The sequence below is a fragment of the uncultured Campylobacter sp. genome (assembly GCF_937997595.1).
Lineage (GTDB): Bacteria > Campylobacterota > Campylobacteria > Campylobacterales > Campylobacteraceae > Campylobacter_B.
This window is the reverse complement of the sequence record NZ_CALKTS010000073.1, coordinates 1-15,724: the sequence shown is the minus strand read 5'-3', so window position 1 is coordinate 15,724 and position 15,724 is coordinate 1. Positions and strand designations below refer to the sequence as shown.

Annotated in this window: 13 protein-coding genes and 2 pseudogenes; 2 read left to right on the top strand and 13 right to left on the bottom strand. The window is 45.1% G+C overall.

The window, feature by feature from the left end:
• Positions 1 to 109: 109 nt before the first annotated feature.
• Entirely contained in the window at positions 110 to 706 is a 597-nt protein-coding gene (locus Q0614_RS02435; RefSeq protein WP_298786295.1) for a hypothetical protein, read from the top strand.
• A 654-nt stretch (positions 707 to 1,360) separates the two neighbouring features.
• The gene (locus Q0614_RS02430) at positions 1,361 to 4,447 is read left to right on the top strand and encodes a TonB-dependent receptor (RefSeq protein ID WP_298786293.1); all 3,087 of its coding nucleotides are present in this window, start codon (positions 1,361 to 1,363) and stop codon (positions 4,445 to 4,447) included.
• A 511-nt stretch (positions 4,448 to 4,958) separates the two neighbouring features.
• On the opposite strand, the gene Q0614_RS02425 is transcribed toward Q0614_RS02430, so the two are convergent.
• From Q0614_RS02425 to Q0614_RS02365, 13 genes and pseudogenes are all read right to left on the bottom strand, one after another.
• Positions 4,959 to 5,408, bottom strand: a complete 450-nt coding sequence (locus Q0614_RS02425) for a hypothetical protein (protein ID WP_298786291.1) — start codon at positions 5,406 to 5,408, stop codon at positions 4,959 to 4,961.
• Positions 5,409 to 5,666: 258 nt separating this feature from the next.
• A complete protein-coding gene (locus Q0614_RS02420) occupies positions 5,667 to 5,942 on the bottom strand; it encodes a hypothetical protein (protein WP_298786290.1) in 276 nt (91 codons plus the stop codon).
• 349 nt (positions 5,943 to 6,291) lie between these two features.
• Positions 6,292 to 7,395, bottom strand: a complete 1,104-nt coding sequence (gene ychF / locus Q0614_RS02415) for a redox-regulated ATPase YchF (protein ID WP_298786289.1) — start codon at positions 7,393 to 7,395, stop codon at positions 6,292 to 6,294.
• Positions 7,396 to 8,856 carry a leucyl aminopeptidase gene (locus tag Q0614_RS02410; protein WP_298786288.1) on the bottom strand — a complete coding sequence of 487 codons (1,461 nt, stop codon included), beginning with the start codon at positions 8,854 to 8,856 and terminating at the stop codon, positions 7,396 to 7,398.
• Complete coding sequence (locus tag Q0614_RS02405) at positions 8,831 to 9,448, bottom strand: DedA family protein (RefSeq protein WP_005870565.1); 618 nt, start codon at positions 9,446 to 9,448, stop codon at positions 8,831 to 8,833. Before Q0614_RS02405 ends, Q0614_RS02410 begins: the two co-directional genes overlap by 26 nt.
• A gap of 2 nt (positions 9,449 to 9,450) precedes the next feature.
• Positions 9,451 to 9,999 carry an adenine phosphoribosyltransferase gene (locus Q0614_RS02400; RefSeq protein WP_291937052.1) on the bottom strand — a complete coding sequence of 183 codons (549 nt, stop codon included), beginning with the start codon at positions 9,997 to 9,999 and terminating at the stop codon, positions 9,451 to 9,453.
• Complete coding sequence (locus tag Q0614_RS02395; protein ID WP_005870567.1) at positions 9,996 to 10,238, bottom strand: hypothetical protein; 243 nt, start codon at positions 10,236 to 10,238, stop codon at positions 9,996 to 9,998. The genes Q0614_RS02400 and Q0614_RS02395 overlap by 4 nt, the downstream gene beginning before the upstream one ends.
• 656 nt (positions 10,239 to 10,894) lie before the next feature.
• A pseudogene (locus Q0614_RS02390) lies at positions 10,895 to 11,137 on the bottom strand (RpiB/LacA/LacB family sugar-phosphate isomerase); the annotation flags it as partial.
• 303 nt (positions 11,138 to 11,440) lie between these two features.
• Positions 11,441 to 11,608: pseudogene (locus Q0614_RS02385) on the bottom strand (RpiB/LacA/LacB family sugar-phosphate isomerase); the annotation flags it as partial.
• Positions 11,609 to 11,617: 9 nt separating this feature from the next.
• Positions 11,618 to 12,463, bottom strand: a complete 846-nt coding sequence (gene lepB, locus Q0614_RS02380; RefSeq protein ID WP_298786286.1) for a signal peptidase I — start codon at positions 12,461 to 12,463, stop codon at positions 11,618 to 11,620.
• Positions 12,464 to 13,321 (bottom strand): bifunctional methylenetetrahydrofolate dehydrogenase/methenyltetrahydrofolate cyclohydrolase FolD, encoded by an 858-nt coding sequence (gene folD, locus Q0614_RS02375; protein ID WP_298786284.1) that lies wholly within the window; start codon positions 13,319 to 13,321, stop codon positions 12,464 to 12,466.
• 314 nt (positions 13,322 to 13,635) lie between these two features.
• Complete coding sequence (locus Q0614_RS02370; RefSeq protein ID WP_297960755.1) at positions 13,636 to 13,770, bottom strand: hypothetical protein; 135 nt, start codon at positions 13,768 to 13,770, stop codon at positions 13,636 to 13,638.
• Between the two features lie 345 nt (positions 13,771 to 14,115).
• The gene (locus Q0614_RS02365; RefSeq protein ID WP_298786282.1) at positions 14,116 to 15,306 is read right to left on the bottom strand and encodes an ABC transporter permease; all 1,191 of its coding nucleotides are present in this window, start codon (positions 15,304 to 15,306) and stop codon (positions 14,116 to 14,118) included.
• Positions 15,307 to 15,724: the final 418 nt, after the last annotated feature.

Here is a 15,724-nt window from a genome sequence, read left to right as displayed (position 1 = left end):
GCCGTAAACCGAAAAGGCGCGAAATTTCATAAGCGAAATCCCGCGCGGAATTTTAATTCGCGGATTCGCAGGCGGAATTCCGCTTAAGCTTTAGATTGAAAGGATAGCGATGAAGATATTAAAGTTCGTTTTGCGTAAGATTTTTAAATTTATATTTCTGTTTTGGGTGGTCATAAGCTCGCTTTTCGGCACCTTTATGATCGCATATCAAGTTTTTAGTCGCAATTACGAGAGCTGGATGCGACTTTATACTTTTAGCGGCGCCAGTGTGGAGCTGCAAAACTTTACAATCGGAGTAAGCTTGGACTCTACGACCGGTGGTGCAAGATGGGTACATCGAGAGGGGGATCCAATGCCAGATTTCCCCGATGATAACTCCACGGGCGCTCCGTATGAGCTAAATATAAAATTTAACCATATAAATCGCGAAAATACGCCGAAGATCGTGCTGAAAAACACCAAGCTCGAGCAGGAGAAGAGCGGGCGCGTAGTATTTGAAAGGGATGAGCTAGAGGCGCCGATAGAGATTGGCGAATACAGCGGCATCGCAAGCGCATCGGTAAAAATCCCGAGTATCGACTCCATCCACGTAAGGCATAAGCTAAGCACCGAAATATGCGTGCCTGATGGATCCTGCACTAGCTTCGTGCACTACTTCTCGCCGCGCAAAAGCGCGCAGGTTACGGCAGTAGTGCGGACTTTTTAGCGAGAAATTCGGCGTGAAATTTTAAAACATAAAATTTACGGCGGCATGGGTTAATTTGGCGGAATAAACGAGTAGATTATCGATGCCCGTAACGTGATAGTATGCTTTATTCGCGTGGCGGAATTTTGCCGCTTACCGTATTTGTGGAAAACAAAATTTCAAAATTTCGGGGCGCATAAAATTTATAGCGCAGCGTGAAATTCTACCCGGCAAAAATTTATGCCCTATTCCGGCACCGATAAATAAATCTGCTAACAAATCCTGCGAGGCTACAATCTATTAATATGATAAATTTGCAGTGCAGCGATTGAGTATAAAATTTTAAGATTACCTGCAAAAATATCATAATTCAAAAAGCGCGTTACATATTATAAAATGCGCTTTATTATCATTCGCCCTTTTATAATTTTCAGTATTTTTGCTAGCCGTTTCAAAAACGCTTTGCAAAATTTAGAGCTATATTAAAGCTTAAAATGCGCCTATTACGTATTTTTCGACCTATTCAAAATTTTATACTTCTTAAAAAATCAAAATTTCAAGCATTTAAAATTTATCCTAAATTTAAACTGCAATTTAATTAAACATTAAAAATCTTTGTATTATTATTCGCCGCGTTAATAATCAATTCTATAATCATTAAGTAAGGAAATATAAATGTTTAGAAGATTCTCTCTCTCTCTCTATGTCTCGCTGCTCTTTTATGGCTCGCTTTACGCGGAAGAGCCCGCCAACTCACAAGAGCTGGGAACTATCCAGGTAACGGGAAATGTCGATTCGCAAAGCGTAGCCGAGCAAAAGGTCGGCGAAACTAAAACTACCGCGCAGACTATCAAGAAGCAGCAGATCACCGATAGTAGAGACTTGGTGCGATACCAAACGGGTATCACGGCGGTCGAAACAGGCAGATTCGGCGCTAGCGGATATGCCGTTCGCGGCGTGGACGAAAACCGCGTGGCTATCACGGTGGACGGGCTTCGTCAAGCGGAGACTCTAAGCTCGCAGGGCTTTAAAGACCTTTTTGAGGGGTATGGAAATTTTAACAACACAAGAAACGGCGTAGAGATGGAAAACGTCAAAACAGCCAATATCACCAAAGGAGCCGACTCTATAAAAGCGGGAAGCGGCGCGCTCGGCGGATCGGTAATGTTTGAAACCAAAGACGCCAGGGATTTCTTAACGGAAAAGAACTATCATTTCGGCTTTAAACAGGGCTATCAAAGCGTCGATAGTCAAAATTTCCACTCCTTTACTGGTGCGGCTAGATATGGCTGGTTTGATTTTTTAGTTATAAATACCGATAGACACGGACATGAGAGAAAAAACTATTTCTACGATATATATGATAGTAAAGAGGATAAACTTCACATAGGAAAAACTCGCGAAAAGGCAGACCCCTACACCATAACCAAGAAGAGCACGCTCGTAAAGGTTGGATTTCAACCCGGCGACGAGCATAGATTTTCCGTTGCGGTGGATAACTCAAAGCTCAATTCCAACGGCGAAGACCTATCTTACACGCTCAGGCTCGGCAGTCGCCCGGGCGCTCCGGAACGATACGGAAGCAGGACGAACCACGACAGCTCCGATCGAAGAAACGTGCAATTCAGCTACGAAAATTTCAGCGAGACGCTGCTTTGGGATCACGTTAAAATTTCATACTCGAAGCAGAGTATTAAAAACCGCGCGATCAATAAAGAGGGTTGCCAGGGGAGCGCTTGCCAAAATACGCAAAATCCTGCGGGATTGCAATTAAAGGAAAATTCAAATAACTATGAAATAACCGATAAAAATAATCGAAGCTTAACTACAGATACGAATTCATATGATTCGGATACCCCCGCACCTATTAAAGACAATGCCGGGAATAATCTTAACCCTGGCACCGACTTTAAAACTCAGAATTCTACGGGTATATTTTTAGACTGTACCAAAATAAATTGCGATAAAAAATTTAGAGTCTTAAGGGCAAAATATGACACAGAGGATTATATGAAAAATGACAAGGGTTACACTTACGAATTCGTTGAAAGAGATATTACTAAACACACCCTCCCAAACGGTCAAGTATATGGAACGATAGAAAAATCAAGCGAAGACGCCACAGTAACAAGGCCCAATACTGATCCTGCATGGTCTTGGTATGGAGACTGGAGCACAAGCTATGATTTATATCATATTTTGCCATACACTGACGGCTATAATTCAATCCAATACTCCGACAGGACGTTAGATACCGAAACCCAGCAAGTAAATTTGGATTTCGAGAAATACATTAGCCTATTTGATACCATAGAGAACTCTATATCATACGGCGGACTTTTGGATCAAACAGATAAATCTATGACTAATAAAGATGGATTTTACTCGGGTGATTCACAATGGTGGGATAATATACTCTTCGGTAGAACTCCTGGAGGTGGCGTACCGAATCCCGACTACCATATGAACGGCAATCAGAGAAGCAATACGACCGCCGTTAATACCTACCTGATCCCGGTGCAAACTACGACTACGGCAGGTTATATCGGAGATGAAATTCAAATAACCAAATATGTAGGCTTTGATCTTGGCTATCGCTACGACAAGGTAAAGCATAAACCGAAATATACCGGCTATCCCGAAGTGCCCAGAGGCATCATAACCGGTTTGTGGGTGCCGTATCCTTACAACCCCTATGACGGAATACATGGTTACTACACTCCTTATGGAGAGGAAAATTATCAGCAAAATTTAAAATTCCTGCTAAGAGAGAAGGAATACAAAAGCGGCTCATACAAACTAGGTCTAAATTTAGACCCGCTCGATTGGATAAGAATTCAGCTAAAAGGCTCCAAGGGTTTCCGCGCTCCGACATCGGATGAGGCGTATATGACCTTTAAGCATCCGGACTTTTCTATCCGTCCTAATATATTTTTAGAACCAGAAATCGCAAGGACGAAGGAGATCGCTCTTACCTTTTATAGCGAGAGAAGCCGCATAACTTTCGATGTTTTTAAGACGGATTATAAAAATTTTATCGATCTTGAATTTTTGGGAAATTTACAAGTCGTAGATCAGCAGATACCCTATCCGTTTTATCAAAACGTAAACCGAGATAGCGCCAAAGTGCATGGATTTGAGATAAATACCCATCTGGAGCTCGGCGATGTATCGGAGAGTCTAGAGGGATTTAGGCTGGGGTATAAATATAGCAGACAAAAGGGCAGAATGTCGTGCGCCAGCAACGGCTCAAACGCCAATAATTCAAACTCCGGATGCAGCAGGGGCGAAGAGGTGCCGATGAATGCGATCCAACCGCCTACTTCCGTCTATAATATCGGCTATTCTACGCCCGGCGACAAATATGGCATTGATCTTTTCATTACCGACGTAGGAGCCAAGAAGCGCAAAGACACCTACAATATGTATTGGAAAAGCCAAGTCGAAAGAACGGATCCGTATTGGGGGCACATCGATGCTTCTATAGTAAACGGAGAGCCCGTAACCGATAATACCAAAGGTTGGCGAAGCGGTGATTATACGGTAGTGGACGTTATTGCTTATGCAAAGCCGCAAAAAAATTTTAACTTTAGTCTAGGCGTTTACAACCTAACCAACGCCAAATATATCACTTGGGATAGCGCCCGCTCGATCAGGGCTTTCGGAACGGTCAATATGATCGATCAGGCGACGGGTGCGGGCATCGGCAGGTTTTACGCGCCGCGCAGAAATTTTAGATTTAACTGGGAGGTAACGTTTTAGTTCTTGGTGTGTTTCGATCCAAAATTTAAAACGAATTTCGAATCCAGGGCTCAAGTTGATCAAATCGAGCCCTGGATTGCAATTTATGCTTTAAATTTATCCAATGAGCCTTTGCAACGCAAGAGCAAGATCACTTCGTATTTTTGGCATTTTGATAAAATTTTTAGCGATATAATTTTCGCCGAACAGTAACATTTTGCGCGCGCATTAAATTTGTATATCGCCGCTTTCGTTTATGCGGTTTTGGCTCAGAACCTACCGCCGTGCAGTATAAATTTTACATTTCTATCGATAAAGCCTTTTTTACTAAGATCAAAGGCAAACTTTCATATCACCTAAATTTGCTCGCCGTATGATCCTAATAAAGACGAGTTAAAAATACCGAAGACGTTTGACAACCACACGCAAAAACTACGGCAGCTGGATGAGACCTACGATAAGGCGCACAAGACGATGCTTAAGACAAATGATTTTTTATTTATGCGTTAATACGCGGAAAAATAAAGACAAATTAGCCTCTATTTTTCTCGATTTCATATAAAATTTTGATTTTTTTACAAGCTCTTTGCAAGATGCAGAACCCTAAGGCAATATATAATAAAATGGACAACTTACTAATGCCGTAAAACCATATGGGAAACGTTACGATTAAAAAAACTATTAATATAAAATCCCAAATTATAGCTAGAGCCTGTTTCACTCTCATATAATTTGAATACTTAGCTAAAATCGAAATATGCGTTATGCTGGGCGACTCAGGGAAAAGATAACAATACGTTACCTCGACTATATCGCCGTTATCAGCAAACCATTGATCGGGATAGTCGAAAAATCTTATTCCTTTTACCTCAAATGTTATATACAGTCCGTCTCGCCCCCAGTCTGTTTCTAAGTTTTCTATCTTGCCGATAATTGTGAAAAATTTCAATTCACTTGAAGCTTTCTTTTTTAAATGCCACATTATTTTCCTCCAAATTTTGGTAAAATTTCGTAAAATATGCGCTACTTTCTATGGCGTTCGCACTAAAATTTTAATTTTTACGCACCCGCGTCAAGATAGGCGAGAAGTCCCATCAAAATCAATGTTAACGACACGCAATCATAGAAATTTGCTAAAACCGAGCGAGCCCCTTTTTTGCGAGCGCAAAGTATATTGCAAACAGTATCGCAGACACGGCAAAAACAAAGCCAAATGCGATTACTATATACAGCACCTGAATTATCCGATACAGCACATATAGCACAAAGTCTTAAGCATCTGGGCGAGCCGCACTTCTAAAGCCGTAAGCATATCCAAATACCTATCTTTGCGAAAATGTACGCGCACGCGATCACTCTCGTTTAGAGTTAAAGGCTTCACGGCGTATGCGAAAACATACGCCCTTAATCTCAAAAAGCGCGAATGTGTCGATACTTTTCGCAATGTATGGACGCTTAAATTTTCGATTCTGCTCGTGATTTTGCTTTTAGCTTCGGATTTTGGCAAAAGATTCATATCTATAGTCCGTGCGCAAAATTCGCCACCGAAAGGTACGGCGGATTAAATGCATAGAATTGTAAAGTTGAGCTTACTTACGATAATGTTTAAAGTTCCGTCCTGCGCGAATTAAATTTATATAATTTTAAAATCGAGCCGAACCCGAGCATGCGTTCGATCCCGGGGATTTTTTATGAAATTTCAAAATTTTAAATCGCTGCTTTCAACTAAAATTTTTAAATTTCCAAATTCTCACACGCCATAGAAATTCAAATTTCGCAAATTTAAAAATTTGAATCGGATGTGCAAATTCAGCACAAATTAAAACTCTGTAAATTTTAAATTTCGCTCGAATGCAGCGCAAATTTTAAACATTAAATCTAAAATGCATCACGTCGCCGTCTTGCACGACGTAGTCCTTGCCCTCAAGGCGCATTTTGCCCGCTTCTTTCGCCCTACTCTCGCCGCCGCACGCGATAAAATCATCAAATCCGATCACCTCTGCTCTGATAAATCCGCGCTCAAAGTCGTTGTGAATCACGCTCGCGGCTTTCGGAGCCTTCCAGCCCTTCGTGATCGTCCACGCGCGCACCTCTATCTCACCGGCGGTAAAATAGCTGATGAGGCTGAGTTTCGCGAAGGAGCGCTTGATAATGAGCTCCAGCCCGCTTTGCTGCGCGCCCAGGCTTTGCAGCATCTCGTGCGTCTCCTCGTCGCTTAGCCCTATGAGCTCCTCTTCGATCTTGGCGCAGAGCTTGATTACCTCCGCGCCGCGGGCGTTTGCGTATTCTCTTACGCGCGCGACATATTCGTTATCTTGCGCGATACCGTCTTCGTCCACATTGGCGCCGTAGATTACATCTTTGGCGCTAAGCAGGCGCAGCTCGCGATTTAAAGCGATGTAGCTTTCATCCTCTTTTAGCGCAAAATTTGAAGCGGGCTTGCCGTCGTTTAGATGCGCTAAAAGCTCGTTTGCTACGGCTAGCGCCTCTTTAGCGCCCTTTTGATTTGCTTTGGCTTCCTTGCCGAGACGCTCGATCTTGCGTCCAAGCTGCTCGATGTCCGCTAAAATCAGCTCGGTTTCGATGATCTCGATATCGCGGATAGGATCGACGCAGCCTTCGACGTGGGTTATGTCGCCGCTTTCGAAGCAGCGCACGATATGAAGGATGATCTCGCACTCGCGGATATTTGAAAGAAATTTATTCCCCAGCCCCTCGCCCTTGCTAGCTCCGCGCACGAGACCCGCGATATCTACAAACTCAATAGTCGAATGCACGATGCGACCGGGCTTAACGATGTCCGCCAGCTTTGCTAGCCGCGCATCGGGCACGGGCACGACCGCTTTGTTGGGCTCGATCGTGCAGAATGGATAGTTCTGCGCCTGTGCGTTTTGTGCGCCGCTAAGCGCGTTAAAAGTCGTGGATTTACCGACGTTCGGAAGCCCTACGATCCCTACTGAAAGCCCCATCTACGCGTCCTTCAGCTCTTTGGCTAGAGCCTGCAAGAAATATAAGTTTGCTCTCACGCCTGCGCCAGTCGCACCCGCTGCGTAATAGCCCCACGCCTTTTCCAGATACGCAGGTCCTGCGATATCAAGGTGCAGCCACCTGTCTTTATACTCGTCTTTTATAAATTTATCCAAAAACAACCCCGCAGTTATCGCGCCGCCGTATCTACTGGAAGCGCAGTTAGAGACGTCTGCAATACTGCTTTTGATTAGCTCGCGCAGATAATCGTTAAATTCCAAAATGCTAAATAGCTCGCCGCTTGATCCGCTAAGATCTTTAAATTTACGCTTTAGCTCCTCGCTATTTCCCATGATGCCGCTAGTGTATTCGCCTAGGCCCACGACGCAAGCGCCGGTAAGCGTCGCCATATCGATTAGCAGACTTGGCTCAAGATCCTGCGCGTAGCTTAGGCAGTCGGCAAGCACGAGCCGCCCCTCCGCATCGGTGTTTCGCACCTCGATACTCACGCCGCTGCGGCTAAGCAGCACGTCGTCGGGTTTATACGAATCGCCGCCGATCATATTTTCAGTAGCGCCGATAACCGCGTGTATCTCAAACGGCAGCTCAAGCTCGGCAGCGCCCTTGATGATGCCCATCGCGGCAAGCGCGCCGCTTTTGTCGCTTTTCATCGTAAGCATATAATCGCTCGGCTTCAGACTTAGCCCGCCGCTGTCGTAAGTAAGCCCTTTGCCCACGAAAACGATGCGCTTTAGGCAGCGCTGCGGCTTATAGATCAGATGGATGAGGCGCGGCGGATGAGCGCTGGAGCGATTGACCGCTAAAAACGCATTCATATTCTGCTCGCGCAAAAAATCCTCGTCGTAAATTTTAACACTCACGTCGTCGTAGTTAGACGCCAAAATTTCAGCCTCGCTCGCCATCTTTTCGGGCGTGTAAATTTCAGGGATCTCATTGACGCCGTCGCGCGCAAAATTTGCGGCATTTGCCATCACGGTGCCCTGCTGCACGCCGTAGTTCATCTTTTGCACGTCGGGGCTACTGCCGCCGTACTCCTGCGTCGAGATTAAAATTTCATTCAAGCTGGAGCTTTTTTTATCGCTTTTGTATTTGTTAAACTCATAGCCGCCCAGAAGCACGCCCTCGACCATCGCCATCGTGCTTCTGCGGTCGCATCCGCATTTATAAAAGGCGATTTTGAAATTTTTGATCGCGTAGCCCTTAAGCGCGTTGTATGCACTCGCAAGCGCCGCTCGCAGCCTATCGAAGCTAAGTTCTTTAACGCCGACGTACAACCGTCCGCTCTCGGCAAGCAGCAGATTGCCCTCGCCTTTGTAATTAAAAAGCGCAAACTTATCCGTGTCTTTAATAAATTCGTGATTTAAATTTTTATCCACAACTAAAATAACTTCAAAATCCGCCTCTATCTCGTTAATTTTACGATCTAGCAGTTTTACTTTCATCTCGTTCCTTTCGTGAGTTCATAAAGTGATTTTCCATACGTTTAAATAGCCTAAAAAATAGATATAAAATTCCGCCTATGATAGGTATCGCAAAATACCAGTGTTGCTCGATTAGCCGCAGCCCGCTCCAGATCTCCTCGCCAAAATACCACGCCAAAATCATCGTCGCGCCCGACCAGCACCAAGCACTAAAAAGATTGATAATCGCAAATTTCTTTGCGCTGTAGCGAGTGATACCGATACTCATCGGGATGATGACGCGGAAGCCATACATATAGCGCTGCATTAAAATTATCGGCCAGCCGTAGCGTTGCAAAAGCAAGTGCGCAATCGCAAATTTTCGGCGCTGCGCCGCGAGCTTTTTACTGATATATTTTTTATTGTAGCGACCAATATAAAAATAAAACTGATCGCCACAAAATGCCCCAAGCCCCGCAACAAAGATACCTAGCGGCAAATTTATATGTCCCTCGTGCGCCATTATGCCGCCTAAAATCAGTGCGATTTCGCCTTCTAAAATACACCAAACAAAAAGCACGATATAGGCGTATTGGTGGTATTCTTGCAGTAAATTTTTAAGTAGCTCTTCCAAAATCACGCCTCTAAAACGCAATAAACGTTTGTGCGACGCGAAAACTCGCCTAGATCGTTTAACTCGCGTAAATTTAGCAAAAAGCAGGCTTCGACGCACTTAGCCTGCGTCTGCGCGATGAGATCTAATGCCGCTCGTGCGGTGCCTCCGGTGGCAATAAGATCGTCGATTAGCAGCACCTTGGCATCCTGCACGCCGGAGAATGCATCCACGTGCATCTCGACCTGATCGAAGCCGTATTCAAGGCTGTATTTTTGCGAAATCGTAATATAAGGAAGCTTCTTTGGCTTTCTAATCGGCACAAAAGCAACTCTCAACCTCGCAGCAAGTGCCGCTGCAAAAATAAATCCGCGACTTTCTATGCCTACTATGTAATCAAGTCCGTAATCGGCGTAGCGCTCGGCTAGATGATCAAGCAGGAAATTAAACGCCTCGCGATCGCCTACGAGCGTCGTGATATCGTAAAACAAAATACCGGGCTTTGGGAAGTCACGCACGGTGCGGATCGAGCGAAATAAATAGCTTTTTTGCTCGCTGCTTAGGCTTTTCATAGCTTACCTCTTTTCAATCTTGCGTTTTGGATTTTTAAGCTGCAGTTTTCGCTCTCCTCATTTTGCAGGGCCTCAATGCCGAAGCGAAGGGCAGTTTTGAGCTTTTCGTTATCGCTTTTAAGCTTTGAAATTCTTTCTTCGCTCTTTCGAAGCAAAGCATAAATTTTAGAATTTTTTCGGATCGATAGAATAAGTAGCGCTGCAAAAAATAGCGCTAAAACGCCTAATACTACGCTCATTGCTCGTCTCCTTCATTTGGATTTGCAAAGCGGCGCATAGTAGCGGAGGTTATACTAAAATAGGCAGAATTTATGCCTCTAAAATACGCGTTAGAAAGATTTGCTCCCTTTAAATTTACACTGCTCACAATAGCAGAATTCTTATCTTTTAAACTCACACTGGCACAATTCATGCTTTTTGGGTTAACGCTCATGCAGAAGGAATTTGTAACCTTAAAATTTATAATTGCTGGGTTCAAACCGACAAAATCTTTACGACTAGCTTTTTGAGCGAAATTTTTCTCGCAAACGCTCTCGCGCGTAAAATTTAACGTAGAATTTGCGCTAGTGGAATTTTTACCCAATGGATTTTTCCCATCAAAGATTATCTTTGCGTGCGCAGAATTTAAATTTATATGATGTGCACCACCAAAGCTTATCAAGGAATTCTCGCCGGTAAATAAGGAATTTTTACCGTTAAAGCTCCGCGCAAAATTTGACGCGAAATCCGTGTCGATAGGATTTTTGCTAGAAGGGCTTTTGCTGGCGAAGCTTGATTTGGAATTCCACCCATTTAAATTAGCGCCACAGCTTTGTTCCGCAAAATTTTGAGCGGAATTCTGCATGGAATTCTCCCCATTAAATCCATGCGCGCAATTCGCACTACCGCAAGCGCCTAGCTTTGCGACGCGCTTAATGTGCCTACCGCCCGCAAAATCGGTGTTAAAAAACGCCCTAATCATATCTCCGATCACCAGCGCACCCATTAATCGCTCGCCGAAGGCTAGGACGTTGGCGTCGTTGTGCTCTCTGGCTAATCTAGCGCTAGTCGCGTCATGACACAGCGCACAGCGGATGTGAGCGTGGCGGTTTGCGGCGATGCTGATACCGATGCCCGTACCGCAAATCAAAACGCCGTAAATGCCGTAGTCGGTGGAATTTAAAATTTTATCTTTGCTAGCGTTTGCGGCGGCTATGCTTGCGCAGGCGGTCGTATTTGCGTCCGCATCAAAATTCTTGCTGTAGCCGCTCTTGACGGCGTTAAAATTTTTATCTTTTTCGCCGTGCTGCGCGGTAGCGCTAAAATTCCCGCTACCGTTTATACTCGCGCCGAAATTTTCACTGCCGCCCGCTTCCGAATTTTCTGCGGTCGTGGCGGAATTTTTGTCGTTATTTTCTTTAAAATTTTCGCTCCTCGCGCAGGTTTCACATTCGGCTAAAATTTTATCCGCCAGCGCGCCCGCAAAATCGGGATAGTCCACGCTCGCTTCGGCACTATGCGTGCCAAGATCGACCGCTTCGTAACCTAAAGCGGCGAGCGCTTTTTTAGCTTGTTCTTTGGCACGAAAGCCCGCATGATCGCTCGCTATGAAAATTTTATTTATTTGCATTGCCGCTCCTTATTTTTGCTCATAGATTAGGCTCTCGTCGTTTTGCAAGGTATCGACGAAGCGCCCGATTCGCTCCCAGCGGATCTTGCGATCGGCATCGATACTAAAATATGTAAACCACGGCTTGCCGACGATCAGACGATAAGGTACCGGACCCCAGAAGCGGCTATCGGCGGAATTATTTCGATTATCGCCTATCATAAAATACTCATCCTGCGGCACTTTGATGTAAAAGGCATTGAAGCTTATCCCCGCAGCTTCGAAGCTGTGAGGAATTTCGCTTAGGCTAATGGGTTTCATAGAAAATTCACCCTTCTCAAGTGCGATTTTGACATTTGTTAGCATTGAGTTTCTAGCATTAGGGTCATAGTGAATGCCCTTAAATTTATACGGCTCTTTGACATATTTTTCGCCACCTAAAATCACAATGTCGCGAGCATCATAGTTTGCGACAATGAACTCGTCGCCTTCATGCGGACGAAGGTAGAAATTATTCAGATCAAATATCACCTCGTCGCCACCTACGGCAAAATTTCGCTTTACAAAGTGCATTTTTTCATTAAGCGGATAGCGGAAAACCACGATGTCGCCGCGTTTCGGACCCTCGCCACGGATGATATGCCCATCTCCGTCGCTATCAGGAGCTACCTGCCACTCCACAAAGGGAATATGCGGGGTCGGGATGCCGTAGCTAAATTTTTTAACGAATAAAAAATCGCCCTCTAAAAGCGTAGTGCGCATCGATCCGCTGGGGATCACGAAGGCTTGCGCAACAAAAAGAATGACAAATAAAACGACGATGACCGTTCCCGTCCAACTTGATAAAAAGTGATAAATTTTGCTTAGTATTTTCATTTAGGCTCTTTGTCTTAAGCGATTTTTCGCCGATTTTATCGTGTTGCTCAAAAGCATCGCGATCGTCATCGGTCCCACGCCTCCGGGCACGGGCGTGATGAACGAGCATTTTGGCGCGACTGCGTCAAAATCGACGTCGCCCCTTAGTTTGCAGTCCTCGCCGCGATTGATCCCCACATCGATCACCACCGCACCCTCTTTTACCATATCTGCGCTCACAAAATGCGCTCTACCGACCGCTGCGACCAAAATATCGGCGTCTGCGCAAAGCTGCTTTAAATCTTTCGTCTTGCTATGAGCGATAGTGACGGTGGCGTCGGCATTTAACAGCAGGCTCGCCATCGGCTTTCCGACGATATTGCTACGACCCAGCACGACGGCGTTTTTACCCGCTATCTGCACGCCGTATTCCTCAAGCAGGCGCATCACGCCAAGCGGAGTACAAGGCACAAAACCGTCCGCAAGCCCGCTAGTAAGCTTGCCTACGTTTATCGCACTAAATCCGTCCACGTCCTTTTGCGGGCTTATTTTTTCTAAAATTTTATTCGTATCAATGTGCTTCGGAAGCGGCAGCTGCACCAAGATGCCGTCGATGCTTTCGTCCTCGTTTAAATTGTCTATCAGTTCTAAAAGCGCCGCCTCGCCCACGTCGGAGCTCAAGCGGTGCGCTACGGATCGGATCCCACAGGCGGCGCAGGCTTTTTCCTTGCTCGCGACATAGGTCTTACTAGCCGCGTCCTCGCCTACCAAAATCACCGCCAGCGCGGGTTTTACGCCCTTTGCGGCAAGATCTGAAGCGGCCGATTTGATCTCATCTTTTACCTTCGCGCTTATGCTTTTGCCGTCGATTAAAGTCATTTAAAGCCTTTTTGAGAAATAGGGAATGTTACCCTAAAATTTATAAAATTTAGATTTATTCAGCGGGATTTTATGGGAATTTGAAAGAATTTTAAAAAGAATTTCGTCCTAAATTTAAGCCTATTTAAATAAGCCTAAATTTTATCGTTATTATAGACGGACAAACGCCTTGGCGCCGCTACGCTCAGGCCGAGACGCTGCTAAGGCTCGTATTGCAGGCTTGAGAGCTTTTGTCCACGAATGAGCAAAAACTACAATGTTTCCATTTTCTCGCCGTTAAACGTCTCGTATCGTCACCCGCCGCGCAATATACGCTATGCATAATAGTAGCCTGTATAATGGTGGCTCGGCGCCTTATTTCGCTCTGGCTCTGGGACATCTTGCGGTCCGCTCCTAGAGCAGCCGCATAGAAACAGCGCCGCACACAGAAACAAAACGATCTTTTTCACCATATATCCTTTTCAAAATTTTTATAATTTTATCTTTGATTGGTTGCAAAATTTCATAAAATTTTTCAAAGCACTCATAAAAATTTTATCCCCTTTGAAATTTAAAATTTTTGGCGAATTCTAACAACACAAATTTCGTCAAAATTTAGGCTTCGCGCAAGTTAGAATCTCGCGAAAAAATCAAAATTCTAGCGATACAAATCCTATTTAATGCGACATTTACGCAACGTGCGCCGTGCAAGATCGCGCAACCTCTGCCCGCACGCCGAAATACCGCTCCGAACACAACCGCGCCGCTTTGGAATTTTAAAATTTCGCCGAATTTTTAAAGCGCCTCGCTTAAATTTACTCGTTGCGCAGCGTTTGCAGCACGTCGATCTGCGTGGCTTTTTTGGCCGGATACCATGACGAGAGCGCCACGATAAGCACCGCGCCGATTAAAATCATCGCCAAATCGCCTAGCGAGAGCTCCATCGGCAGCTTCGAGCTTCCGTAAACGTCGGCCGGCAGATTTACGATGTCGAAGCTTCCGAGTAGCCACACGCCGAATAGGCCCAAAATGAGCCCGAATATGATGCCGCCGCCGCCGATCGTGGCTCCGAGCGCAAAAAAGGTCCTTTTAACCTCCTTTTTGCTAGCGCCCAGGCTAAGTAAAAGCGCGATCTCTTGGCGGCGATTCATCACGGTCATCAGAAGCGAGCTTACGATATTTAGGCTCGCGACCAGGATTATCAGCATCAGCACGATGAAAAGTGCACGCTTTTCAAGTGCAAGGGCGCTGAAAAAATTGCCGTTTTGCTGCCACCAGCCCACGGCGTTAGTGCCGCTAGGGAGGCTTTTTTTGATGCGCTCCAGGTCTTTAAACGGATCGTTTGAAAAAACATGCACGCCGTCGAAAGTCCCTTCGTCGTAGCCCAAAATTTTGGCTAGATCGCTCGCGTCTGCGTAGGAATACGCCTTGTCGTAAGCGATCAGCCCCGAGCTGAAATCCGCGCGCACGTCAAAGCGCTTCATCTTAGGGATCAGCGCAAAGCCGCCCGGATCGCTCTTCGTAAAGATCATCGTGATCTTGCCGCCCTCATCCAGCATAAATTCGTCCTTGATCCCACGCCCTATCATTATGCCGTAGTCCGTTAGATTGGCGTCTTTGGCGCCCGCTGCGACGACGGAGTTGATCCGCTTTTCGTCGTTTAAATTTACGCCGAAAATCAGCCCACCCTCGAGCTTCTCGCCGCTTTTGGCGATGACTTGCGAGCTGATGTAAGGGCTAAAGATCAGATCGGGAAAGTCCGCCCGCAGCCCCTCCACGTCGTCCTTTGAAATACCGCCGCGAAAGTGGCTGTGGATCGTGATCGGGTAGTTCATCGTAAAGAGCTTGCGCTCGAATTCTTTATCAAAACCGTTCATTATCGCCATCGCGACAATGAGCACCGTAAGCCCCACGCCGACGCCCAAAAACGCAAGCAGCGCCGAAAGCGTAATGAAGGGCTGAGAGCGGTCGAATCTGAGATATTTGAATAATAAATACTTTACCAAAAAGCCATCCTTGTAAAATTTCACATAAAATTTAGCGCTAAATTATATGTGAAATTTTAAGTATTTTGGAATTTTAAAATTCCAAAAACAGGTTTTATGCCTTTAAATGTGAAAGCCACAGCTGGCTTTGAAAATTTAAAATCGCGCCGAAATCTATTTATACGCAATAAAATTCGCCCCCCAAGATATCGGATACGACAAACCAAACAGATCGTCTTGCCAAAACCTCGAAATTTTAAACCCGAATTCTAAATTTTAAAATTTCAAACGCCTTAAAATTTTAAAATTTTAGAAATTTAAAACTCTTTAGAATTTTGAAATTCTTAAAATTAAAAGGCAGATTTCGCTTAAAAAGCTCGCTCGTAATCGCATAAATTTAAAATTTCAAATGCCGCGCAGTGTCCTAGCCGCGCACTAA